Origin of the sequence: Aeromonas sp. sia0103, from assembly GCF_963895295.1 — a bacterium.
GTDB classification, from domain to species: Bacteria; Pseudomonadota; Gammaproteobacteria; order Enterobacterales; family Aeromonadaceae; genus Aeromonas; species Aeromonas encheleia.
The window spans coordinates 1-21,382 of record NZ_CAWQKG010000063.1; the positions used below are offsets into that span (position 1 = coordinate 1).

The following is a 21,382-nucleotide window of genomic DNA, read 5'->3' on the forward strand; positions in this document are numbered from 1 at the left end:
CCATTTTTTGAAGAAAGTCACGGAAACTTCAAATTATCCAATTAGAAACAGCTTACCCAGTGTATATATACAGTGTTATCCACAAGCAGATGATTTCAGCGCTGTTTTTTCGTTATTTAAGTAGGTCTTCCTACATTAAGGAATGCCATACTGAAGCGGATAATGTGTCCCGAGTGGTCCGTGGTAGCGCCTGGCTGGAAAGCTGGTTACCATGGAGGTGAATAGAGTGTTGCACCTTTTTTGCTTTCATTTACAAAAGGTCTTTAAAGATGAATTTATCCAAGTTTCCCGTTTACGTGCAGGCGGCCGTTCTCGCTCTGGTGTTGGCGCTGGTCGGTTATCTGGTAGCCCAGGCCCTGCAGTTTTCTTTGAAAGCCGAAGTGATTTTTGCCGTGGGTCTGGCCATTGGCGGTTTCGTCGTACCGCTGTTCCTTAACCGGACCCCAGCCGCTGCGGTCGAGCAGACCGCCGGCCAAGAGACTTGTACCTTATATGTAGGCAACCTGCCCTACCGTGCCAACGAGATCGCCGTGCGTGAACTGTTTGCCGAGCAGGGCCAGGTCATTTCCGTCCGTCTGATGAAAGACAAGGCCACTGGCAAGCGCAGGGGCTTTGGCTTTGTGGAGATGCCGGCCGCCGATGCGGCCAAGGCGATCACCGCGCTCAATGACAAGGAGTATCAGCAACGCACCCTCAAGGTACGCGAAGCCAACGACAAGCGGGACAGGGATGAGCGGGAAGGCAGCGACGTCGACGCCTGATAACTCAGTACTCTACCTCTTCGAGTGATGACAGCCCCCATGCTTGCAAGGGGGCTGTCAGTTTTTGGGCCTCACTGTCCAGCCGGGTGCAATAGGCTCTGGCCTGCACGCTGGCAGATGTGGCGAAAGTGGTGGTTGCCAGCAGATTGGCCACTCGCCTCGCCACCGCGCTGCCCGAATCCACCAGCTGGCAGTCCGGCATCAGTTGCCGGATCTCGTCATCGAGCAGCGGGAAGTGGGTGCAGCCCAGCACCAGCGTATCCGGCTTCGGCTCCCCTTCTATCCAGTCCGCCAACACCTCTCGCAACAGCGCCATATTGACCGGCCGGCCGGCCAGCTTGTGCTCGGCCTCGATCACCAGCTCGGTCGCCCCCTTGAGCAGCACCCGCTTGTCCGGCGCAAACTGGGCGATGAGTTGATGGGTGTACGCACGACTGACGGTGCCCGGGGTGGCCAGCAGCCCGATGCAACCATTGCGGGTCAGGGCAGCAGCCGGCTTGATGGCCGGTACCACGCCCACCACCGGAATGGTCAGGGCGGCACGCAAGGATGGCAGGGCTATGGTGCTGGCGGTGTTGCAGGCGATCACCACCAGATCGATGGCCTGCTCGGCCACCATCTGCGTGATCAGGCGACCACAGGCCGCAATTAGATCCGGCTCGCTCAGTTCGCCATAGGGGAAGTTGGCATTGTCGAAACAGTAGAAATAGTTGTGCGCCGGCAAGGTGCGACGGATCTCGCGATAGACGGTCAAGCCGCCCATGCCTGAATCGAACACTAGAATATTGGCCACCTGAGCTCCCCCTTGGATGCGAGGCGGCGATCATACTCCCGCCGGCGGCCAATAGAAAAGGCCCCGCACATGGCGGGGCCTCGCTTTTTCCTCTCTATATAAGCAGAGCAGCGGATCAGAGACGGTAGTCGGCCGTCAGCTTGAACTCGGTGCCCGGTGAGGCATAACCATAGGCCGGGACATAGTCGCGATCGAACAGGTTGTCGATGCGCCCGCCCAGGGTGAGCGCAGGGGTCACCCCGTAGCTGGCGCCCAGGTTGACCAGGGTATAGGAGCTCAACACCACCCGCTCTGCCGGGAAGCTGCTGAAGTCCTTGTCATCCCGCTTGCCCACATAGAGCAGCTCGGTCGACAGATCCACCGGGCCCAGCTGCACCTGGGTCAGCCAGCTGGCCTTCTGCTTGGCGCGGCGCAGCAGCGGCTGGTCGCCGTCATTCTTGTCTTCGGTCTTGGTGTAATCGAAGCTCAGGTCATGATGGAGTGGACCGGTTTCCAGACCCAGCGCCAGCTCCACGCCACGGATCTCCGCATCCGTGTTGTCCGGCTTGCAGGTGGAGAAGGCGCTCTGGCAGGCGATCAGGTTCTGGATCTGGTTGCGATACAGGTTCACGGACCAGTCCCAGGCGGTGTAGCGGCCGGAGAAGTCCAGCTCCAGGTTCTTGCTCTCTTCCGGCTTCAGATCCGGGTTCTCGTAACCTGGGTAATAGAGGTCGAGGAAGGTCGGCGCCTTGAAGCCGGTGCCGTAGCTCAGCCGGACATTGTGGTTGTCATCGATGTCCAGGCCGCTGGCGGCAGACCAGGTGTTGTGACGACCATACTGCTCGTTGTCATCGGTACGGCCGGACAGCTCGAACTGCAGCGCCTGCCAGCGATAGCTGCCGACGGCAAACAGCCCGGTGTTGTCACGATCCGGCGCATCGAACGACTTGCCGTAGCTGCGCGAGTCGGATTTCAGCTGCTCCTGCTGCCAGTCGGCCCCCCCGGTCAGCAGCAGCCCCTCGATGCCGCTCCAGCTGTTGATCCAGGAGAAACGGGTCAGGCCGGTATGAATGGGCTCGGCACCCGACTCCCCCTGGCTCTCCAGCCAGCTCTTCAGCTTGTTCTCACCATAACTGGCCTCGAGCCGGCTATTGAAGTGGTCGGCCTGGTACTTGAGCGCACCATCATACTGAAAGGCCTGCACCCGGCTCTGATCCGCCGCCTGATAGGGGTCGTCCATCTCGGTCTGGTTGTCGTAACCCTGGGCGTTGAAGTCGGCGCTCCAGGCATCGTTGAAGGCATGGTTCAGCCCGAGCTGGCCGTTCAGGCTGTCGAAGCCGTCCCGATCCGGCTGTTGGGCACCGGCCACCACGTCGAAACCATCGGCGCGCTCATAGCCGATCATCATATTCATGTCGGTCTGCTGGCCGAGCGCCTGCACGGTACGCAGCTGGCCCTGGCCATAGCCGTTGCTGCCAACGCCCCCCTTCAGGTGGGTCTCGCTGCCATTCTTGGCGGAAGTCTTGGTGATGAGGTTGATGACCCCACCTATGGCATCCGCGCCGTAGACCGCCGCTCGCGGGCCGCGGATATACTCGACGCGTTCGATGTTGCCGAGCGGGATCTGGCTGAGGTCTGGCGTACCGGCCACCATGGCGGCGATAGGGCGACCATTGACCAGCACCAGAGAATGGTTGGAGTTGGTACCGCGGATGAACAGGCTGCTCATGTGCCCACGTCCACCCAGGGTGGTGATCTGCACCCCCGGCAGGGTCTTCAGCAGATCCGGCAGGCTCTGCACCTGGCGGGCGTCGATCTCGGCGCGATCGATCACCACAATGGGCGCCAGTACCGAGCTGATGGGTTGCTCCACCCGGTTGGCGGTCACCACCATGGTCTCATTGGCAGGCAGGGAAGTCTGGGCGAAGGCCGCCGTTGGCAACAGGGCAGCCACCAATAGTTTCTTGGACATTACAGATCCTTAAGTTCGCGTAAGCATCTACTCCGTGACCGGTTTCTCTCGATCCGAAATACGAACTTTGGCAGGTCTTCGGGCTGGGGGGCTGATGGCCTACGGCGACGGCTTCCCACCTGACGGCAGTGCCCTGATGTCGCTTCGTTCCCCCTTACCGCTGCGCGCCAGCTCCGGATTCTCACCGGATTCCCTATTAAGCATGATGCGCCAAAGCGGGGGGATTATAGGAAAGGGGGACGTAAGAGTATAGCGATTTAGCCATCCATACGTCTTTTGCTAGCAAAAACAAAAACCGGCGCCCATGGGCACCGGTTTGTTAGATTTATCAATAGCTTCAGGCTCAGTCAGCGTAGCTGGCCTTGGGTGCCGGCAGGCGGATGGTGAGGGAGAGCACCAGGGCCACCACCAGCAATACCAGGATCAGGTTGAAGGTCGCCATGAAGCCGCCGAACAGGGAGGCGACGATGGAGCCGATGATGCTGCCCAGCCCGAAGCCCAGGTAGATGACGCCGTAGTTCTTGGTCAGGTTGTTGAGCCCGAAGAAGTCGCTCACCAGGGAGGGGTAGACGGTGATGGTGCCGCCGAAACTGAAGGCCACGCAGGCCACCGCCACGAAGAACAGGTTGGCGTTGAGCGGCACGAACAGCAGCAGTCCCATACCGCACAGGGTGATCAGCTGGGCTATGGTGATGACCCGGATGCGGGACATCTTGTCAGACAGTATCCCCAGCACCAGCCGGCCGCCCAGGTTGGCCATGGCGATCACCGCCACCGCATTGGCCGCCACCGCGGTAGACAGACCCACCATGTTCTCACCGATGTCCTTGGCCACCCCGATGACATAGAGGCCGCTCATGCAGGCGGTGAGGAACATCAGCGCCAGCATCCAGTACTGCGGCTTGCGCATGGCCTCGGCCAGGGTGAAGTCACGGCTCTCGGTCTGCTGGGAGGACGCGGCCTGTTGAGGGGCATCCTTCATCAGCATGCCGCCCACCAGCACCATGGACATGGCGATCAGGCCCCACAGCTGGAAGGTCGCCTCCAGACCCGAGCTGGAGAGCAGCAGCAGGTTGATGTATTTGAAGCCGAGGCTGCCGAGGCCATAGGCGCCGATGGAGCAGGCGGAGATCAGCCCCTTGCGCTCCGGGAACCACTTCACGCAGTTGGAGAGCGTCATCAGGTAGCCGGTGCCGTCGGCGAAGCCCACCAGGATGCCGGCGCAGAGATAGAGCATGGCCAGGTTGCTGGCATGGGCGGTGAGGAAGAAGCCGATACCGAGCAGCACGCCGGCGCCGAGGGTGACGTTGCGCACCCCGAACCGCTCCTGCAGCTTGCCCGCCAGGGAGGAGGCGACCGCCAGCGACAGGCTGAGCAGACCGAAGGCGAAGGCCACCTGGCTGACCGGCTCATCCAGCTTGTCGGAGAGCTGGGCGTTGAACAGGCTCCAGGTATAGACGGACCCCAGGGCGAACTGGGTGATGATGGTACCTATCAGGGTCAGGTACCGGGTGCGGTTCATCTCTTTGGTCATGGTGTGTCTCGGGCGGTGGACTCGGGAAATTGAGCCCACTATAGGCAAGACGCACCCAGTGCCGACGGATTAAGGCATGAAATGCAGATCGGCGGGAATGAATGACAATTAAAGCCGCATCAGCTGACGGAACGCCTTGATGTTGCTGCGGCTGACCGGCACCTCGAACGGCAGATCATGGAGCCGAATGAGGTAGGTGCTGTTGAACCAGGGCACTATCTCGCGGATCTTGTTGATGTTGACGCAGTAGGATCGGTGGCAGCGAAAGAAGCCCTCGGCCGGCAGCCGACCGACAAACTCGCTGATGGTCATGGCCATCACGTAACGATCGGTGCGGGTGTAGACATAGGTCAGCTTCTCGTCCGCCTCCGCGTAGTAGATCTGCTCGCAGGGGGTGACTATGATGCGCTCCCCCTTCACCAGATTGACGGTGCGGTTCTGGCTGCCACTCCCCTCGCCCGCCTCGGCGGCCTGGCTCGGTTTCAGCTTGCCGGCGTGCTCGAGTTTTTGCAGCAGGTTGATGATGCGCGGCTCGTTGTAGGGCTTGAGGATATAGTCGAACGCCTCCAGCTCGAACGCCTCCACCGCAAACTCCTTGTAGGCGGTGACGAACACTATGTGGGGCGGGTGGCTCGACTTGTGCAGGTTCTTGGCCAGCAGCAGGCCGTCGATGGAGGGGATCTGGATATCCAGAAACACCACGTCCACCTCGTGATCCTGCAGGTATTTGAACGCCTCCAGCCCATCCTCGAAACTCGCCACTATCTCTATCTGGCTGTGCTGGTTCACCAGGTAGATCAGCTCCTCCCGGGCCAGGTATTCATCTTCAACGATAATGGCTCTCAACATGTTATGGCCTCCGGATGACGAGACAGGCAGGCCGGCGCCTCTCGAGCCAAGTACTCGTCTTTCACTATGATGGCGTTCAGCATGGCATTGCCTCCGGATCCGGCAGATAGAAACAGACTTCGGTGCCGGGTTCCAGCCGCCTGAGCTGCAACCCGTCCCCGTACAAGAGTTTGACGCGCTGATGCACGTTCATCAGGCCTATGCTGCGGCTCTCCACCCGGCCGGCGGCCACCCCGTCGATCACCGCCTGGCTGATGCCATAACCGGTGTCACGCACCGCCACCCGGATGCCGCCCGCCAGTTGCCTCACCTCTATGGTGACCCGCCCCGGGGCGCTGCGGGGCTGGATGCCGTGCAGGATGGCGTTCTCCACCAGCGGTTGCAGCAGCAGGCAGGGCACCTGGATGTGTACATCGTCCACCTCGAACACCACCTCCAGCTTGTCGCCGAAGCGGGCCTGCTCGATGGCCACGTAGTCGCGCACCTGCTGCAGCTCCTCCTGGATGTCGATCAGCTCGTCCCCCTTGTTGAGGTTGTAGCGCAGGTAGTCCGCCAGGTTGGCGATGAGCTGGCGCGCCTGCTGGGGGCGGATGCGGATCAGCGACGAGATGGCATTGAGGGCGTTGAACAGGAAGTGGGGATTGATCTTGCTCTGCAGCGCGGTGAACTCCGCCTTGCGGGTCATCTCCTTGAGCTGCTCGATGCGCGACACCTCCATCTGGGTGGAGATGAGCTGGGAGAGACCCACCGCCATCTCCCGCAACGAGCTGGTGATGCGGTGGGTGCGGCGGTAATAGATCTTGAGGGTGCCGCTGACGGCGCCATTCTCCCGCAGCGGGATGATGATGACCGAGTGGAAGTCGGACAGGTGATACTGGCGCAGATCGTTGTTGATGATGATCTGATCCAGCAGCACGGCCCGCTGGGTCATGTCACTGATGGCGTGGTGCTCATCCAGCTCGTAGTAATCCTTGCCCACCCCCACATAGGCCAGCACGTCGCGGGTGTCGGTGATGGCCACCGCATCGGCATGGATCTCGTTGCAGATGACGCCACACACCTGACCGAGGGAGTGACGATCGACCTTCTGGAAAAACGGCAGCGTCTTGTTGGCGATGTCGAGGGCCAGCTTGGCCTGCTTGGCGGCGATCAACTCCTTCTCGTCATCCAGATCCTGCACCAGCTTGATGATGAGGCCGATGCAGAGCGCCCCGGCGATCATCGGGTAGGCGATGTGGCTGACGATCTCCACCCCCACCTCATGGGGTTCGGTCAGCAGCCAGATCAGCAGCATGGTCAGCCCCTCGCACAACATGCCCGCCAGTATGCCGTACAGCCAGAGCCGGGACTTGCGGCAGTTGAGGTGGATCCAGGTGGCCAGCAGGCCGGCGATGATGCTGGCGATGAGGCAAGGGATTGAGGTGTTGCCATCCATGTCGATGAGGTAACGATGCAGGCCGGAGATGACCCCGGCCGGGATACCGACCCAGGGGCCGAACAGGATGCCGCCCGAGATGATGGCGATGATCCGCACGTTGATCAGCGCCCCCTCCACCTGGATGCCGGTGTAGGTGCTGAACACCGCGAACAGACCGAAGATGGCCGCGACCAGCACCAGCTCGGCCGGGGTGTGATCCCGCTTCTGGAACAGGCGCTGGAACGGGCGGGTGCGGGTCAGGAAGAACAGGGTCATCAGCATCAGGGCCGCCCGTTCAAACACCGCCAACAACATCATCTGATTTTCGAGCATGGGCCCTCCGACCAATGGCCACGAGGGGCGCACTATAAATGTATCAGTCCCCGGGCGGCTGACGCCGATCGGGCCGGGGCATTATCAGGCTGGTGAGCGGCATCCCGCACCGGCCTCCCCTCTGGGGCGCGCTAGTTTACCTCAGGCGGGCGCCCAAGGGAGCATAGGGATGCAGAATGGCCGGCCGCGCTCATCTTGCAAGATGAGCGCGGCCGCAGGACGGGATCAGGAGGAGATGGTCGCCAGGCGCGCGGCGAAGCCCATGAAGAAGAGGCCGATCAGACCGTTGCCCAGCCTGGCGAGGCGTACCTTGCGTGCGAAGAAGCGCGCCATCAGGGTGCCGCCGAAGATCAACAGGGTCAGATAGACGAAGCTCATGGCCTCCAGCATGCCGGCCAGTACCAGGTAGGAGAGCCAGGTGTGGGCATAGTTGAAGTCGATGAACTGCACGAAGAAGGAGACGTAGAACAGGATCGCCTTGGGGTTGGTGAGGCTCAGGGTCAGCGCCTTGCCGAAGTAGTTTTCCCCCTGCACCGACTCGCCGTGGGCCGCGCCCTGTTTGGCGACGAAGTTCGCATGGAGGATCTTGATCCCTAGATAGAGCAGGTAGATGGCGCCGAGATAGCGCACCAGGGTAAACAGCAGCGGTGTGGTGCGAATGAGGGAGGCCACCCCCAGATAGGCACAGAAGATGAGGATGGCGTCGCCGACGAAGACCCCGAGGGCCGCCCGATAACCTGGGCCTATGCCACGGGTGGCGCCGGTGCGCAGCACATAAATGGAGTTGGGGCCCGGCGCTATGATGATGAAGAACAGCCCGATCAGATAGGTCCAGACGTTGATAACCCCAAGACTTTCAAACATATACTCCCCCGATGCGCGAAGGGGCCCGGTCAACCGGGGTCCTTCCCAGATGATTAAAGTACGACCGTCCTATACTAAGCCTCCGCCAGCAAAGCACAAGTGCGCCACAACAGGGTGATGATCGGTCATAGGCCCGGCAGCCGCACCATGGGCGCGAGCCAGGCTGTCGCCCCCTCGCCGACGAAGTGGAGGTGGGCGTTCATTCCATTCATTTTTGCTATGTCCAGACGGACCAGGATCGGGCATGTTAGAGCGATACCCAGGACAGCAGAAATACGACCTCATGGAAAAGACCCTCAGCACCGATGCCCCTCTCACCGCGCAGCCCTCGGCCGATGCCCTGAATACCACCACTTACCCGGTGATTGCCGCGATCAGCTTCTCGCACCTGTTGAACGACATGATGCAGTCGGTGCTGCTGGCCATCTACCCGCTGTTGAAGCTAGGGCTCAACCTGTCGTTCGCCCAGATAGGCTTCATCACCCTCACCTACCAGTTCACGGGCTCGCTGCTGCAACCGCTGATCGGCCTCTACACCGATCGCAGGCCCATGCCTTATTCGCTGCCGCTCGGCATGGGCTTCACGCTGCTCGGCCTGCTCTCGTTGTCCCAGGCGGACAGCTTTGGCGCCGTGCTGCTGTCGGCGATGCTGATCGGCATGGGCTCGTCTGTCTTCCACCCGGAATCCTCGCGGGTCGCCCGCATGGCGGCCGGCAGCCAGCCAGGGCTGGCCCAATCGCTGTTCCAGATCGGCGGCAACCTGGGGTCGGCCATAGGTCCGCTGCTCGCCGCGCTGATCATAGTGCCGCAAGGACAAGGCAGCGCGGCCTGGTTCTCGCTGTTCGCGCTGATCGGCGTGGTGGTGCTCAGCTTCGTCGGGCGCTGGTCCAGCCATCACGCCGCCAACTTCCACAAGCGGATGAAGGCCCATGCCGGCAACGGCCTGAGCCGCCGCCAGATCGGCTGGTCGCTGGCCATCCTCGGCCTGCTGATGTTCTCCAAGTTCTTCTACATGACCAGTCTGAGCAGCTATTACACCTTCTACCTGATGGACAAGTTCAGCCTCTCCCTGGACAGTGCGCAGTTCCATCTGTTCGCCTTCCTCTTCGCCGTCGCGGCGGGCACTGTGCTCGGCGGGCCTGTCGGTGACCGCATCGGCCGCAAGCGGGTGATCTGGATCTCCATTCTCGGCGTCGCCCCCTTCACCCTGCTGCTGCCCCATGTCGACCTGTTCTGGACCTCGGTTCTCTCGGTGATCATCGGCCTGATCCTGGCCTCCGCCTTCTCCGCCATCCTGGTCTATGCCCAGGAGCTGGTCCCCGGCAAGGTCGGCACCATCTCCGGCCTGTTCTTCGGCTTCGCCTTCGGCATGGGGGGCATAGGCGCCGCCCTGCTGGGCCAGCTGGCCGACGCGACCAGCATCGAAACCGTGTACCAGGTGTGCGCCTACCTGCCGCTGATCGGGCTGCTGACGGTGTTGTTGCCGACGATCAGGAAGGGCTGATCGGCCCGCTGGCGTCCGCTCTGGCTAGCGCGAACGGAAAGATAGATGCGACCCATCATGGGTGCGGGAGAAGGAGTCTGCTGTGCGGGATGGCGCTCGAGGGCCACATCGTGGCAGGGGGGAGCAGGCCGCTCCGAAGATGACATCAGTGTGAAAACGGCCTGAGGCGTGCAAAGGCGACACCATCAGGCCATTCGATGCAGCACTATGGTGCCGGAGCTTCGACCTGGCGTGCTCGTCAGCAGTACTGACCGGCCACCCAGCCGGAGGACCAGGCCCACTGGAAGTTGTAGCCACCGAGCCAGCCGGTCACGTCCACCACCTCGCCGACGAAGTAGAGACCGGGCACCTTGCGCGCCTCCATGGTCTTGGAGGAGAGCTCGTTGGTGTCGACCCCACCCAGGGTCACCTCGGCGGTGCGATAGCCTTCGGTGCCGTTCGGCAGGATCTGCCAGTCCCCCAGCAGGCTGGCGATGGCCTCCAGCTCCCGCTCGTTGTACTGGCGCATCGGTTTGTTGCTGAGTTGCCCCAGCTCCACCAGCTTGTCGACGAAGCGCTTGGGCAGCTCGCGCCCGAGCACGGTTTTCAGCTCCTGAGCCGGGTGGGCCAGCGCCCAGGCCTTGAGAGCCGCCGGGATATCCAGCTCAGGCAGCAGGTTGATGTGGATCTTCTCCCCCGCCAGCCAGAAGGAGGAGATCTGCAGTATGGCCGGGCCGGAGAGGCCGCGGTGGGTGAACAGCATGGCCTCCTTGAAACAGGTGCCATCCTCGGCGGTCACCGCCACCGGCAGGCTGACCCCGGCCAAGTCGGCAAACGCCTCCTTCTCGGCCTGGTGCAGGGTGAAGGGCACCAGCCCGGCGCGGGTGGGCAGCACATTGAGGCCGAACTGCTCCGCCAGCTTGAAGCCGTAGGGAGTGGCGCCGAGCTTGGGCATGGAGAGGCCACCGGTCGCCACCACCAGGGATTGGCAACCGATCTCGCCCTTGCTGGTCTCCAGCAGGAAGCCGTCATCGTTCTTGCTGACGCTCAGGATCTCGGTCTGGCACTGCAGGGTCACCCCGGCCCAGTCGCACTCGGTGAGCAGCGCATCGACTATCTCTTTCGCGCTCTCGAGACAGAAGAGCTGCCCCAGGGTACGTTCGTGGTAATTCACCCCGTGCCTGTCCACCAGCTCGATGAAATCCTGCTGGGTGTAGCGCGCCAGCGCCGACTTGCAGAAGTGCGGGTTACCCGAGAGGAAGGCGTGGGGGCCAGCCTGATGGTTGGTGAAGTTGCAGCGGCCGCCGCCGCTGATCAGGATCTTGCGGCCCGGTTTCTTGGCGTTGTCGAGCAGCAGCACCGAGCGACCCCGATATCCCGCCTGGGCCGCACACATCAAACCGGCCGCACCGGCCCCGATCACCACCACATCCACTTGCATCATCACTGCCTTATTCGCTCGGCGGCCAAAAGGGCCCATAAACAGAAAGAACCGTCATGGTATCCGGCGGAAACGACTGTGGTTTCCTGCCTGAACCAATAGAAACGGCTCACAACAAAAGCGCCGTCATGGTACCCGATGGAAACGACTGTGGTTTCCGGCCAAGACCAATAGAAAACGGCTCACAACAAAAGCGCCGTCATGGTACCCGATGGAAACGACTGTGGTTTCCGGCCAAGACCAATAGAAAACGGCTCACAACAAAAGCGCCATCATGGCAGCCCGGCAGAAATCTCATGCCAGAACCAATAGAAAACGGCCCGTAAAAGGGCCGTTATTGTACTGGCTGAACACTAAGTGTCCACGACTATCAGGCGTTGCCGTCCATGACGCTGGCGGGTGCACCCTTGGCCAGCTCGGACAGCTCCTTGTCGATGAAGTAGAGGCCCTTGCCATCCTCGCCCACCAGTGACAGGCGGTCGACGATGCTCTTGAACAGCTTCTCTTCCTCGTGCTGCTCGGCCACATACCACTGCAGGAAGTTGAAGGTGGAGTAGTCCTGGGTGGTGAAGGCCACGTGGGCCAGGCCGTTGATGCACTTGGTGATGTGGTATTCGTGCTCCAGGGTGGTGCGGAAGATGTCGCCGAGCGAGTTGAACTCGTGGGGAGGCGCTTCGATCGCGCCCAGTATCGGCATGGCACCTGTCTCGCTCACGTAGGTGAACAGGCGCTCCATGTGTTGGCGCTCCTCGACGGCGTGCTGGCGCAGGAAGTTTGCCGCCCCTTCGAAGCCCTTGTCCTCACACCAGGCGCTCATCTGCAGGTAGAGATTGGAGGAATAGAATTCAAGATTTATCTGCTCGTTCAACTTCTCGATCATGGCTTGGGCCAACATGATGATTCTCCACGGTGATTTGGTCACAATTGTCGCCACTGTTGTACCACGAATCAACCATCCGCATGGGTCGGGTATCGCAGTTGTGACCATAGTCCCTCTCATCCTGACCCCCATACAGGCATGGATAAGCAAAGAAAGATGGTGTACCCGGACCCAGCCTCTATGATGGCGCCAACGGTCAGGAAGAAGATGCAATGAGATTGGTGATGGCACTGGCACTGCTCTGGATGACCCAGTTGCAGGCCGCTCCCCTGTTGGAAGAGGCTGAATTGCAGGCGGCGCGCGATCCCGCCGGCTATCTGCAGCGCCTCAATGCCAAGCCGCGGCCAGACATGGAGCTGTTTCACGCGAGATCCCTGGCCAAGGCGGCCCTCGGGTACTATCCCGAGGCCCTGCTCGACAACGCCCGCGCCCGTGGGCTGGCCACCGCCCGTCAGCAGACGCGGCGCCTGCTGGACTTCCGGCTGCAACAGGTGGCGCTCACCCTGGACACAGAGGCGCCGCAGCAGGCCCTCCGCCTGCTGAGCCAACTCCAGTCCAGTGTCAGGGGTCATCCGGCCCAGGAGTCGGAGTGGCATGCCCTGAACGGACTCGCCCTCTATCGCACCCAGCGCCTGAAAGAGGCGATCGCCGAACTCAAGACCGCCTTCCGGCTCAAGCAGCAGATCCCCGCCAGCCCCCTTGCCGGGCTGCAATTCGCCCGGCTGATGATGACCCTAGGCAACCTCTATGCCGACCTCAGCCTCTATCAGGAGGCCGAAGGCTATTACCGGGATGCGCTGCAGCAGATGGTGCAACTGAACGAGCCCAACAGCCAAGCCATCATCAGGGCCAACATGGCGCGGCTCTATATCGACATGGATCGCCCCATCCAGGCGAGCCAATTGCTCGACGGCCTGCTGGCGACCCCGGATCTGGCGCCGGACTATCGCGCCATTGTGCTCGGCTATCAGGCCATGGCCCTCAATGCGCAGGAAAAATGGCACGCCGCCTGGCGCAGCCTGGACGAGGCGCAGGCCATCTATCAGCGGCTCGGCTACCCGCAGGCGGGCTCCCGCCTGACCGAGACCCGGGCCAGGACGCTGCAGGGCCGTGGGGAGAAGCAGCTGGCATTGCAACTGCTGACGGCCCAGGCCAGCCCGATCACCATAGACGGCAAGGCACTGCAGGCCAGGCTGCTGGCCGATCTGGGACGCTATCCCGAGGCCTATAGGGTGATGCGCGAATATATGCACGACTACAAACAGCACTTCAACCAGACCCTGAGCCAGCATGCCAGCGCGTTCCAGGCCGAGATGGAGCTGGCGCGCAGCGAGGCCAGCAACCGGGCGCTGCAACAGGAGAACGAGCGCAGGCGCCAGCAACTGCTGTATCAACAGAGCGCCCGCAACTACCAGCTGCTGCTGGTCGCGCTGCTGGCCGGCGCCCTGATCCTGCTCGGGTTGACCACCCACCGGCTGCATCGCAACTCACGCCATCTCTACCGGCTCGCCACCTTCGATCAACTGACCGGGCTGCCAAATCGACGCGCCCTGCTGGAGCGGTTGTCGCAGCAGTGGCAACTGAACGAGCCGCTGACCCTGCTCATCATCGACATAGATCACTTCAAGCAGATCAACGACCGCCACGGTCACCAGACCGGTGACCTGGCGATCCAGCGGCTGGCACAGGAGCTGAAACACTGGGCGCCCGATCTGCAACAGATCGGGCGCTGGGGAGGTGAGGAGTTTCTGGTGGCCATGTCGCAGGACGGTGCCACCTGCCGGCACCATGCCGAGCGGCTGCGCCACAGGATAGAACAGCTCGATGCCCCGCGCATGACCATCAGCATAGGGGTGGCGGAGCGCTCCCCCGCCGATGACAGCCTGCATCAGCTGATCCACAGGGCCGACATGGCCATGTATCAGGCCAAACGCCAGGGCCGCAACCAGAGCATACTGGCGGCGGCCCCCAACCTGCTGTCCGAACTGACCAGCAGCGTCGCATGAAACGGGGCTAGATCAGCGCCCGTCGCTCCCTCAGGGCACCAGCTCGGTCAGTGACGCCTCATTCACCGGTGCCCCGTAGTCGACCTCCGCCAGCTCGAAGCCATTGAGCTGCATGAAGTCCCGCTTCAGCCCGGCAAAATCCCCGAGGGCGTGGAAGTTGTCCGGCGTCACCTTGGACCAGAGCGCAGAGACCGCCGCCTGAATGGCCGGATCCAGCTCGTGGTCATCCATCCGGATCAGCCGGTTGCCATCGGCTACCACCCCCCGCGGCCCATACATCTTGCTGGCGAACAGCCGCTGCATCTGCTCGATGCAACCCTCGTGCACTCCGCGCTCTTTCATCACCCCCATCAGCAGACCGAGGTAGACCGGCAGCACCGGAATATAGGCGCTCGCCTTGGTCACCAGCGCCTTGCACACCGACACCCAGGCGTGGCCGCCGAGCGCAGCCAGCTGCAGGTTGATGGCCTCGGCGGTGGCGTGCAGGTGCTCCTTGGCGTAGCCGATGGTGCCATCCCGGTAGAGGGGATAGGTGGACTCCGGACCTATGTAGGAGTAGGCCACCGTCTGGACGCCGGGGGCGAGGCAATCGGCCTGCTGCAGCGCCTGCAGCCAGAGCTGCCAGTCCTCGCCCCCCATCACTGTGACGGTATCGCGGATCTCCTCCGGGGTGGCGGGCGCCAGGGATTGCTGCACCAGACCGTCGTGCTCCAGATCCAGCCCCCAGCCACTGAATGGCTGGCCCGTGGTCTTGAGCACGGAGCGCACCTGGGTGCCATCGGCCAGCAGCCGGATGCCGCTCGCCAGCGAATAGACCACCAGATCCACCTGCCCCAGCTGCTGGCGGATGCTGGCGATGGCCTGCTGGCGCATGGCGTCCGAGAAGGCATCCCCGATCAGGTTGACGGCGATGCGCCCCTCCTGCTCCGCCGCCTGACGAAACCAGATGTTGTTGTACCAGCCCGCGCTGCCGATCCCCTTGTCGGACGGCCCCCGCTCGAACGAGACGCCTATGGTGTCGGCGCCGGCACCGAAGGCCAGCGCGATGCGGGAGGCCAGCCCGAAACCGGACGAGGCCCCCAGCACCAGCACCCGCTTGGGCCCGTTGAAGGGGCCAGCCGCCTTGACGCTGGCGATCTGCTGCACGACGGCGGCGCGACAACCGATGGGGTGGCAATTGCGGGCGACGCAGCCCTGGATCTGGGGTTGAATGATCATGAGTGGATCTCCGAGGGAACTGGCTACAGCATAGCCATGAGACGGCAGATTACCTTGATGTCAGGGGGGATTGGGCACAGAAGGGCGCAGAAAAACAAGAGGGAGCACCAGGCTCCCCAAAGCGGTATTCAGATGCTTTTTATTGTTTTGTGTTCATTGCAAAGCACGGGCACATCCTATTCCCCTCCCTCTTCGCCGGCTGTGACCGGCTTCAAATTCCTGCTCAATATATGCGCGACTTTTCATAAAGGACGGCAACATAGGCGTACGACAAATCCATTCAAATCCCGAAACTGTGGCGACGCCGCCGTTTTAGTTTCATCAGACATTGGTATAGTTAACTCAGGATCAGTGAGGAGAACTCCCATGAGTGGAACCTATTACAAACACGTACTGGCCGCGATCGACCTGTCGGAAGATAACCGCAAGGTGATCGAGAAGGCGGTCGACCGGGCCCGCTCCAACGGCGCCAAGTTGTCGGTGATCCACGTCGACGTGGACCTCAAGGATCTCTACACCGAGATGATCGATATCGACATCGACAACGTGCAGGATCAGGTGATCGCCGAGGCGAAGGAGAAGCTGGAGGCCTTCCTCGCCTCGGTGGACTACCCCATCGAGAAGAAGCTGGTGATCTGCGGCGATCTGAGCGAACGGGTCAACCAGGCGGTCAAGGATTACCAGATAGACCTGCTGGTGTGCGGTCATCGCCAGAGCTTCTGGAGCCTGCTCACCTCCAGCGCCCGTCAGCTGATGAATACCGTGCCCTGCGATCTGCTGGTCGTGCCCTTGCAGAAGTGAGCAAACGAGCGTAGCTTGATTGGCCATGAATATGACCTCGTTCAATCACAACTACTGGTGGTGCTGCCCATAAACAGGCGGCACCGCTTTTCTATGTAAGATTTCCCAAAGAAAACACCGTGACCGCCGAGAGGCGGTCATTGTTTTTATCCCTTTGTCGCCTCCCGGCCCACCCCACTGGAGAGAGTGACATGCACAACCCCATCATACTGACCGGCGACCGTCCCACCGGCAGACTGCACATAGGCCACTACGTCGGCTCCCTGCGCCAGCGCGTGGAGGCCCAGCACCACTACCGCCAATTCGTGATGATCGCCGATCTGCAGGCGCTGACCGACAACGGCCACAACCCGACCAAGGTCACCGACAACGTGCTGGAGGTGATGGCCGACTACCTGGCCGCCGGTCTCGATCCCGCCAAGACCACCTTCTGCCTGCAGAGCGCCCTGCCCGCCCTCGCCGAGCTCACCTGCTACTACCTCAACCTGGTCAGCGTCGCCCGGCTGGAGCGCAACCCCACCGTCAAGGCGGAGATCCAGCAGAAAGGGTTCGAACGTAGCCTGCCAGCGGGTTTTCTAACCTACCCGGTCAGCCAGGCCGCCGACATCACGGCGTTTCGCGCCACCCATGTGCCGGTGGGCGAGGATCAACTGCCCATGCTGGAGCAGACCAACGAGATAGTGCGCCGCTTCAACGGCCTCGTGGGCAAGGAGGTGCTGACCGAGTGCCAGCCCATCCTGAGCGACACCGGCCGCCTGCCCGGCATCGACGGCAAGGCCAAGATGTCCAAATCCCTCGGCAACACCATAGAGCTCGGCATGTCGGCGGACGAGATCAAGCGGGCTGTCTATGCCATGTATACCGACCCCAACCACCTCAGGCTGAGCGATCCGGGTCAGGTGGAAGGCAATACGGTGTTCGCCTATCTGGACGCCTTCCACCCCGACAAGGCGCTGGTGGCCGAGATGAAGGCGCACTACCGGCGTGGCGGGCTGGGTGACATGCGTTGCAAGCAGGTGCTGGATGACTGCCTGCAGAGCCTGCTCGCCCCCATGCGGGCGCGGCGCCAGGCGGCCAGCGCCGACAAGGGGCAGCTGCTGGCGTTGCTGCACCAAGGGACGCTGCAGGCCCGCGTCCTCACCGACGAGGTGCTGGCGGAGGTGAAGGGAGCCATGGGGCTGGATTACTTCGCCGGGTTGCGCTGAGCCGGGGTGCCCAGCGCGGCCTCGCCATAACGCTCGAAGGCGAGCCGATGCAGCAGGCCCTTGAACCAGCCGATCGCCTCGTCGTGGGCGCTGAGGGGGTGGCCCGCCATCAGATAGACGATGGGGATGGCGGGCTCCAGCTGGTGCAGCCGCAGCGGATAGTGGCGGCAGAAGTGGCGCCCTATCATCTCGGGCACCACCACCAGGTAACGGCCGGTCGCCATCAGCTGCGGTACCGCCATAAAGCTCGGCAGCCTCACCCCCAGTTCCCGCGCCACCCCGAACCTGGCCAGCCAGAGATCCACCATGGCCTGGCTGTGGCCCCAGCTGGAGGTGTGGATGTGGGGGCGGCTCACCAGCTCGGCAGGCCCCAGCGCATCCGGCAGCGCGCTGCCGAGCGGTGACAGGCAGACCAGGGGATTGGTGAACCAGGATTCGCGCCACAACCGGGGGGAGAGATGATTGGCGTCGGCAAAGCCGATTACCAGATCCAGCTCCCCCTTCTCCAGCTCCCGCTCATAGTCGCTGTCTGCCAGCTCGCACACCTCCAGCCGGCAGGAGGGAGCCTGCTGCACCATGCGCTCCACCAGCACCGGCACCAGGCCGTGCTCCACCGAGCCCGGGGTGGCGATGCGAAACACCCGCTGCGCCGTGGCGGGATCGAACCCCTTCGCCTGGCGCAGACCCTGCTCCAGCATGGCCAGCGCCTGGCGCACCGGCCCGGCCAGCGCCTTGGCGCGCTCGGTCGGCATCATCTCCCGCCGGCTCATGACGAACAGCGGATCGTCCAGCGCCTGGCGCAACCGCCCCAGCGCATGGCTGACGGTGGACTGGGAGAGGTGCAGCCGCTCGGCGGCACGGGTGACGTTGTGCTCCTGCATCAGCATGTCGAACACGGTGAGCAGATTGAGATCGAGGCGGGAGAGGGGGAGTTCCATCGATATTGGCCATAGTTGAATGACTACAATTCATTTTTGGCATAGTAGCAGATTGCATAGAATGCGCGGGCAAATTACATCGGAGATTAAAATGCGTAGCTATCTGTTGTTGCTGGCGATCGGCCTGTTGTGGGGCTCCCAGTTCATTTTCATGCATCAGGCCGTCGCCGAGCTGCCCCCCATCATGGTGGCCGCCGGACGTGCCGTGTGCGGCAGCCTGACCCTGGGTCTGCTCTGCCTGTTCATGCGCCTCAAGAGCGAGCACACGCCGTGGCGCACCTACATGATGATCGCCCTGCTCGACGCTACCATCCCCTTCATCATGGTGGCCTGGGGCCAGCAGTATGTGGATAGCGCCATCGCCGCCGTGGTAATGGGTTGTATCCCCTTTGTCACCATCTTGATGGCACCGCTGTTGGTTTCTGGTGAAAAAATCACCAAGGGCGGCCTGATCTCCGTGGCCGTCGGCTTCGTCGGCGTGCTGGTGCTGTTCTGGCCGAAACTGGCCAACGGCATGAATGCCGGCCTGCTCGGCTCCATCGGCATACTGTTCGGCGCCAGCTGCTTCGCCATCGGCCTGCTGATGATCAAGCGCTTCGCCAAGGACCACCCCGTGGTGGTGGCCCGCAACATCCTGATCTCCTCCGCCGTGCAGCTGCTGCTGGCCGCGCCCTTCGTGACCGATCTGAGCGCCCTCACCCTGCCGAGCCAGCATGCCATCGGCGCCGTCGCCGTGCTGGGCGTGTTCTGTACCGGCCTGGTCTACTTCCTCTACATGGCGCTGATCCAGAAGGCGGGCCCGACCTTCGCCTCCTTCAGCAACTACCTGGTGCCGCTGTTCGGCGTCATGCTGGGTGCCCTGTTCCTCGGCGAGCAGATCCAGTCCACCACCGGTGTGGCGCTGGCGCTGATCCTGGGTTCAGTGGCCCTCAACCAGTGGGCCCAACAGCGCCGCACCCAGCGGGAGGCGACCCCATGTCAGGCATCCTGACCACATTGTGCGGCGGTCTGGTGCTGATTGCCGGCTGGCAGTATCGCCACCGGCTGGCCGGCGTGCTCGGTCTGCTGATGCTGACCCTGCCTTGGTTCTTCGACAGCAAGCTGCAGGCCATGCTGAGCTATGCCCTGAGTGCCTGAATACCCGTTTCTGAATGTGTGACGAGAGTGTATCTCTCCTGTTTTTTGGGACCGTTTTAAAAAACCTCCGATTCGTCCCCGCTACCGGCGCTCTGCGCCGGTTTTTTTATGGCCGCGTTTTGATGGCGGCCCCAGGCACGGCAATGGCTCGGCTCGTGCCTGCGTGGGCCGCGACCTGCAGATCAAGCAGGCAGCCCCTCAGGATGAACTCAACCCGGCTGCGACGATGATCCTGACGGCACAGCTGGCAGCACGCCATAGCGGTAGTCGAGCCGCTCGTTCTTGCGTGGACCCCGGATCTCCCAGCTGAGCAGGAAGCCTCCCTCCTGGCGGGGGATCAGCTCGGCGCTGTAGTGGTCCTGACCGCAGAGGTGCGGCTCGGCGGTGAGCCAGCGCCCGTCCGGCTGGGGCAACAGCTCGAACAGCAGGACGGGGGCCTCATGGCGCAGGTGGGAGAGAGAGATCCCCCGCTCGCCGCGTTGCCACCAGAAGCTGTTGTGCATGGCGAGCACCCGGCCATGGGGCGTGGTGTAGCGTCCCTGCTCCGTAAACAGCCAGCCTCCCTGATGATCGGTCACCCGCACCTCCCCCTCGCCACGGCCGTTCCAGTCGGTCGCGGAACCGGCCCCGTTACTCGCCTCGAAGGCAAAAGCTCCGATCTGTGGCAACTGTTCCCATAAACGCTGGATCGCGGCTTCCAACTCGGCCATCATAGCGCCCTCCAAAATTGACAACTGACGACAATTCAATCACATGAACTACTTGATAGGGGTCACCCTGCTCTGGTCCTTCTCCTTCAGCCTGATCGGGGTCTACCTCGCTGGCCAGGTGGATGCCTACTTCTCCGTGCTGACCCGCATCGCCCTCGCCAGCCTGGTCTTCCTGCCTTTCCTGCGCCGGCGCTGGCTGCGCCCCGCCCTGGTCATCAAGCTGATGGCGCTCGGCGCCATCCAGCTCGGCATCATGTACCTGTTCTATTACCACTCCTTCCTGCTGCTGACGGTGCCGGAAGTGCTGGTGTTCACCATCTTCACCCCCATCTATGTCACCCTGCTCCACGACATGCTGGAGTCCAGATTCAAGCCCACCTATCTGTGGGGGGCCCTGCTGGCCGTGCTGGGCGCGGCCGTCATCCGCTTCGATGGCCTGACCGAGAACTATGTACTGGGGTTCCTGGTGGTGCAGGGGGCCAACCTCTGCTTCGCCCTTGGGCAGGTGGGTTACAAGGTGCTGCTGGCACGGGAGGCACAGCAACCGCCCCAGCTGGCGGTGTTCGGCTGCTTCTACCTCGGCGCCCTGGCCGTCGCCCTGCCCGCCTGGCTGATGCTGGGTCAGCCCCAATACCCGAGCACCAACCTGCAATGGGGCATACTGCTCTGGCTAGGGGTGGGGGCATCCGGGCTGGGTTACTTCCTGTGGAACAAGGGCGCCACCCTGGTCAGCAGCGGCGTGCTGGCCATCATGAACAACGCCCTTATCCCGGCCGGCTTGCTGGTCAATCTGGTGCTCTGGGGCAAGGATACCGACCTGCTCAGGCTCAGCCTGGGTGGCCTGCTGATGCTGGCCTCCCTCTGGGTCTGCCAGCGTCAGCCGGCGCGTAACGCGGACTGACGATCAGCCGACCGCCAGGCCCCTTGACACAGGCCCTCTTTGGGCTAACCGGCATCAGCCGGCGCGTAGCGCGAACTGATGATCAGCCGACCGCCAGGCCTGTTGATGCAGGCCCTCTTTGGGCCCACTGGCGTCAGCGGGTGAGTGAGCGCTGACTAAA

General features: G+C 62.5%; 19 protein-coding genes and 1 riboswitch. Of the genes, 8 read left to right on the forward strand and 11 right to left on the reverse strand.

The genetic code is table 11. The features are described from left to right. Window positions 1-269 precede the first annotated feature (269 nt). Window positions 270-761, forward strand: coding sequence for an RNA recognition motif domain-containing protein (locus AACW18_RS20860; RefSeq protein ID WP_042651524.1), 492 nt, complete (start codon window positions 270-272; stop codon window positions 759-761). A gap of 4 nt (window positions 762-765) precedes the next feature. Here the strand turns inward: AACW18_RS20860 and murI are convergent, their stop codons facing one another. From murI to leuE, 6 genes are all read right to left on the reverse strand, one after another. Beyond that, the gene (gene murI, locus AACW18_RS20865) at window positions 766-1,554 is read right to left on the reverse strand and encodes a glutamate racemase (protein WP_218389736.1); all 789 of its coding nucleotides are present in this window, start codon (window positions 1,552-1,554) and stop codon (window positions 766-768) included. 115 nt (window positions 1,555-1,669) lie between these two features. After that, window positions 1,670-3,505 carry a TonB-dependent receptor domain-containing protein gene (locus AACW18_RS20870; protein ID WP_218389737.1) on the reverse strand — a complete coding sequence of 612 codons (1,836 nt, stop codon included), beginning with the start codon at window positions 3,503-3,505 and terminating at the stop codon, window positions 1,670-1,672. A 52-nt stretch (window positions 3,506-3,557) separates the two neighbouring features. Further along, window positions 3,558-3,735, reverse strand: a riboswitch (cobalamin riboswitch). Window positions 3,736-3,848: 113 nt separating this feature from the next. Continuing rightward, on the reverse strand, window positions 3,849-5,039 hold the full coding sequence (locus AACW18_RS20875; RefSeq protein ID WP_042651527.1) for an L-lactate MFS transporter: 1,191 nt from the start codon (window positions 5,037-5,039) through the stop codon (window positions 3,849-3,851). A gap of 108 nt (window positions 5,040-5,147) precedes the next feature. Next, a complete protein-coding gene (locus AACW18_RS20880) occupies window positions 5,148-5,888 on the reverse strand; it encodes a LytR/AlgR family response regulator transcription factor (RefSeq protein ID WP_042651528.1) in 741 nt (246 codons plus the stop codon). 76 nt (window positions 5,889-5,964) lie between these two features. Further along, a complete protein-coding gene (locus tag AACW18_RS20885; protein ID WP_042651529.1) occupies window positions 5,965-7,638 on the reverse strand; it encodes a sensor histidine kinase in 1,674 nt (557 codons plus the stop codon). 225 nt (window positions 7,639-7,863) lie between these two features. After that, entirely contained in the window at window positions 7,864-8,502 is a 639-nt protein-coding gene (leuE, locus tag AACW18_RS20890) for a leucine efflux protein LeuE (RefSeq protein ID WP_218389738.1), read from the reverse strand. A gap of 283 nt (window positions 8,503-8,785) precedes the next feature. Here leuE and AACW18_RS20895 point away from each other — a divergent pair, with 283 nt between their 5' ends. Then, window positions 8,786-10,006: an MFS transporter gene (locus AACW18_RS20895; protein ID WP_218389739.1), complete on the forward strand. Its 1,221-nt coding sequence runs from the start codon at window positions 8,786-8,788 to the stop codon at window positions 10,004-10,006. Between the two features lie 238 nt (window positions 10,007-10,244). Here AACW18_RS20895 and AACW18_RS20900 read toward each other — a convergent pair whose 3' ends face one another. Together AACW18_RS20900 and ftnA are read right to left on the reverse strand one after the other, a co-directional pair. Continuing rightward, window positions 10,245-11,429, reverse strand: a complete 1,185-nt coding sequence (locus tag AACW18_RS20900) for an NAD(P)/FAD-dependent oxidoreductase (protein WP_218292587.1) — start codon at window positions 11,427-11,429, stop codon at window positions 10,245-10,247. Between the two features lie 367 nt (window positions 11,430-11,796). Next, window positions 11,797-12,321, reverse strand: coding sequence for a non-heme ferritin (gene ftnA / locus AACW18_RS20905; RefSeq protein WP_042651533.1), 525 nt, complete (start codon window positions 12,319-12,321; stop codon window positions 11,797-11,799). Between the two features lie 209 nt (window positions 12,322-12,530). Here ftnA and AACW18_RS20910 point away from each other — a divergent pair, with 209 nt between their 5' ends. After that, on the forward strand, window positions 12,531-14,312 hold the full coding sequence (locus AACW18_RS20910; RefSeq protein ID WP_218389794.1) for a diguanylate cyclase domain-containing protein: 1,782 nt from the start codon (window positions 12,531-12,533) through the stop codon (window positions 14,310-14,312). A 30-nt stretch (window positions 14,313-14,342) separates the two neighbouring features. Here AACW18_RS20910 and fabV read toward each other — a convergent pair whose 3' ends face one another. After that, on the reverse strand, window positions 14,343-15,530 hold the full coding sequence (gene fabV, locus AACW18_RS20915) for an enoyl-ACP reductase FabV (protein WP_218389740.1): 1,188 nt from the start codon (window positions 15,528-15,530) through the stop codon (window positions 14,343-14,345). A gap of 366 nt (window positions 15,531-15,896) precedes the next feature. On the opposite strand from fabV, the gene AACW18_RS20920 reads away from it, so the two are divergent. Continuing rightward, on the forward strand, window positions 15,897-16,331 hold the full coding sequence (locus AACW18_RS20920; protein WP_042651537.1) for a universal stress protein: 435 nt from the start codon (window positions 15,897-15,899) through the stop codon (window positions 16,329-16,331). Window positions 16,332-16,522: 191 nt separating this feature from the next. Further along, window positions 16,523-17,536 (forward strand): tryptophan--tRNA ligase, encoded by a 1,014-nt coding sequence (trpS, locus tag AACW18_RS20925; protein WP_218389741.1) that lies wholly within the window; start codon window positions 16,523-16,525, stop codon window positions 17,534-17,536. Here trpS and AACW18_RS20930 read toward each other — a convergent pair. After that, entirely contained in the window at window positions 17,515-18,474 is a 960-nt protein-coding gene (locus tag AACW18_RS20930; RefSeq protein ID WP_218389742.1) for a LysR family transcriptional regulator, read from the reverse strand. The genes trpS and AACW18_RS20930 overlap by 22 nt on opposite strands. Window positions 18,475-18,565: 91 nt before the next feature. On the opposite strand from AACW18_RS20930, the gene AACW18_RS20935 reads away from it, so the two are divergent. Next, complete coding sequence (locus AACW18_RS20935) at window positions 18,566-19,465, forward strand: DMT family transporter (RefSeq protein WP_218389743.1); 900 nt, start codon at window positions 18,566-18,568, stop codon at window positions 19,463-19,465. Continuing rightward, entirely contained in the window at window positions 19,450-19,611 is a 162-nt protein-coding gene (locus AACW18_RS20940; RefSeq protein WP_082030184.1) for a hypothetical protein, read from the forward strand. Before AACW18_RS20935 ends, AACW18_RS20940 begins: the two co-directional genes overlap by 16 nt. A gap of 209 nt (window positions 19,612-19,820) precedes the next feature. Here AACW18_RS20940 and AACW18_RS20945 read toward each other — a convergent pair whose 3' ends face one another. Then, entirely contained in the window at window positions 19,821-20,321 is a 501-nt protein-coding gene (locus tag AACW18_RS20945) for a DUF6314 family protein (protein ID WP_218389795.1), read from the reverse strand. Between the two features lie 43 nt (window positions 20,322-20,364). On the opposite strand from AACW18_RS20945, the gene AACW18_RS20950 reads away from it, so the two are divergent. Next, window positions 20,365-21,222, forward strand: a complete 858-nt coding sequence (locus AACW18_RS20950; protein WP_218389744.1) for a carboxylate/amino acid/amine transporter — start codon at window positions 20,365-20,367, stop codon at window positions 21,220-21,222. The last annotated feature ends 160 nt before the right edge of the window (window positions 21,223-21,382 follow it).

Excerpts from the sequence above, each read along its gene's own strand:
- ftnA (WP_042651533.1), bottom strand. The coding sequence starts at position 12,321 with ATGTTGGCCCAAGCCATGATCGAGAAGTTGAACGAGCAGATAAATCTT.
- AACW18_RS20870 (WP_218389737.1), bottom strand. The coding sequence starts at position 3,505 with ATGTCCAAGAAACTATTGGTGGCTGCCCTGTTGCCAACGGCGGCCTTC.
- AACW18_RS20920 (WP_042651537.1), top strand. The coding sequence starts at position 15,897 with ATGAGTGGAACCTATTACAAACACGTACTGGCCGCGATCGACCTGTCG.
- AACW18_RS20875 (WP_042651527.1), bottom strand. The coding sequence starts at position 5,039 with ATGACCAAAGAGATGAACCGCACCCGGTACCTGACCCTGATAGGTACC.
- leuE (WP_218389738.1), bottom strand. The coding sequence starts at position 8,502 with ATGTTTGAAAGTCTTGGGGTTATCAACGTCTGGACCTATCTGATCGGG.
- AACW18_RS20885 (WP_042651529.1), bottom strand. The coding sequence starts at position 7,638 with ATGCTCGAAAATCAGATGATGTTGTTGGCGGTGTTTGAACGGGCGGCC.
- AACW18_RS20880 (WP_042651528.1), bottom strand. The coding sequence starts at position 5,888 with ATGTTGAGAGCCATTATCGTTGAAGATGAATACCTGGCCCGGGAGGAG.
- AACW18_RS20895 (WP_218389739.1), top strand. The coding sequence starts at position 8,786 with ATGGAAAAGACCCTCAGCACCGATGCCCCTCTCACCGCGCAGCCCTCG.
- AACW18_RS20860 (WP_042651524.1), top strand. The coding sequence starts at position 270 with ATGAATTTATCCAAGTTTCCCGTTTACGTGCAGGCGGCCGTTCTCGCT.
- AACW18_RS20935 (WP_218389743.1), top strand. The coding sequence starts at position 18,566 with ATGCGTAGCTATCTGTTGTTGCTGGCGATCGGCCTGTTGTGGGGCTCC.
- AACW18_RS20950 (WP_218389744.1), top strand. The coding sequence starts at position 20,365 with ATGAACTACTTGATAGGGGTCACCCTGCTCTGGTCCTTCTCCTTCAGC.
- AACW18_RS20910 (WP_218389794.1), top strand. The coding sequence starts at position 12,531 with ATGGCACTGGCACTGCTCTGGATGACCCAGTTGCAGGCCGCTCCCCTG.
- AACW18_RS20930 (WP_218389742.1), bottom strand. The coding sequence starts at position 18,474 with ATGGAACTCCCCCTCTCCCGCCTCGATCTCAATCTGCTCACCGTGTTC.
- trpS (WP_218389741.1), top strand. The coding sequence starts at position 16,523 with ATGCACAACCCCATCATACTGACCGGCGACCGTCCCACCGGCAGACTG.
- AACW18_RS20900 (WP_218292587.1), bottom strand. The coding sequence starts at position 11,429 with ATGATGCAAGTGGATGTGGTGGTGATCGGGGCCGGTGCGGCCGGTTTG.
- fabV (WP_218389740.1), bottom strand. The coding sequence starts at position 15,530 with ATGATCATTCAACCCCAGATCCAGGGCTGCGTCGCCCGCAATTGCCAC.
- AACW18_RS20945 (WP_218389795.1), bottom strand. The coding sequence starts at position 20,321 with ATGGCCGAGTTGGAAGCCGCGATCCAGCGTTTATGGGAACAGTTGCCA.
- AACW18_RS20940 (WP_082030184.1), top strand. The coding sequence starts at position 19,450 with ATGTCAGGCATCCTGACCACATTGTGCGGCGGTCTGGTGCTGATTGCC.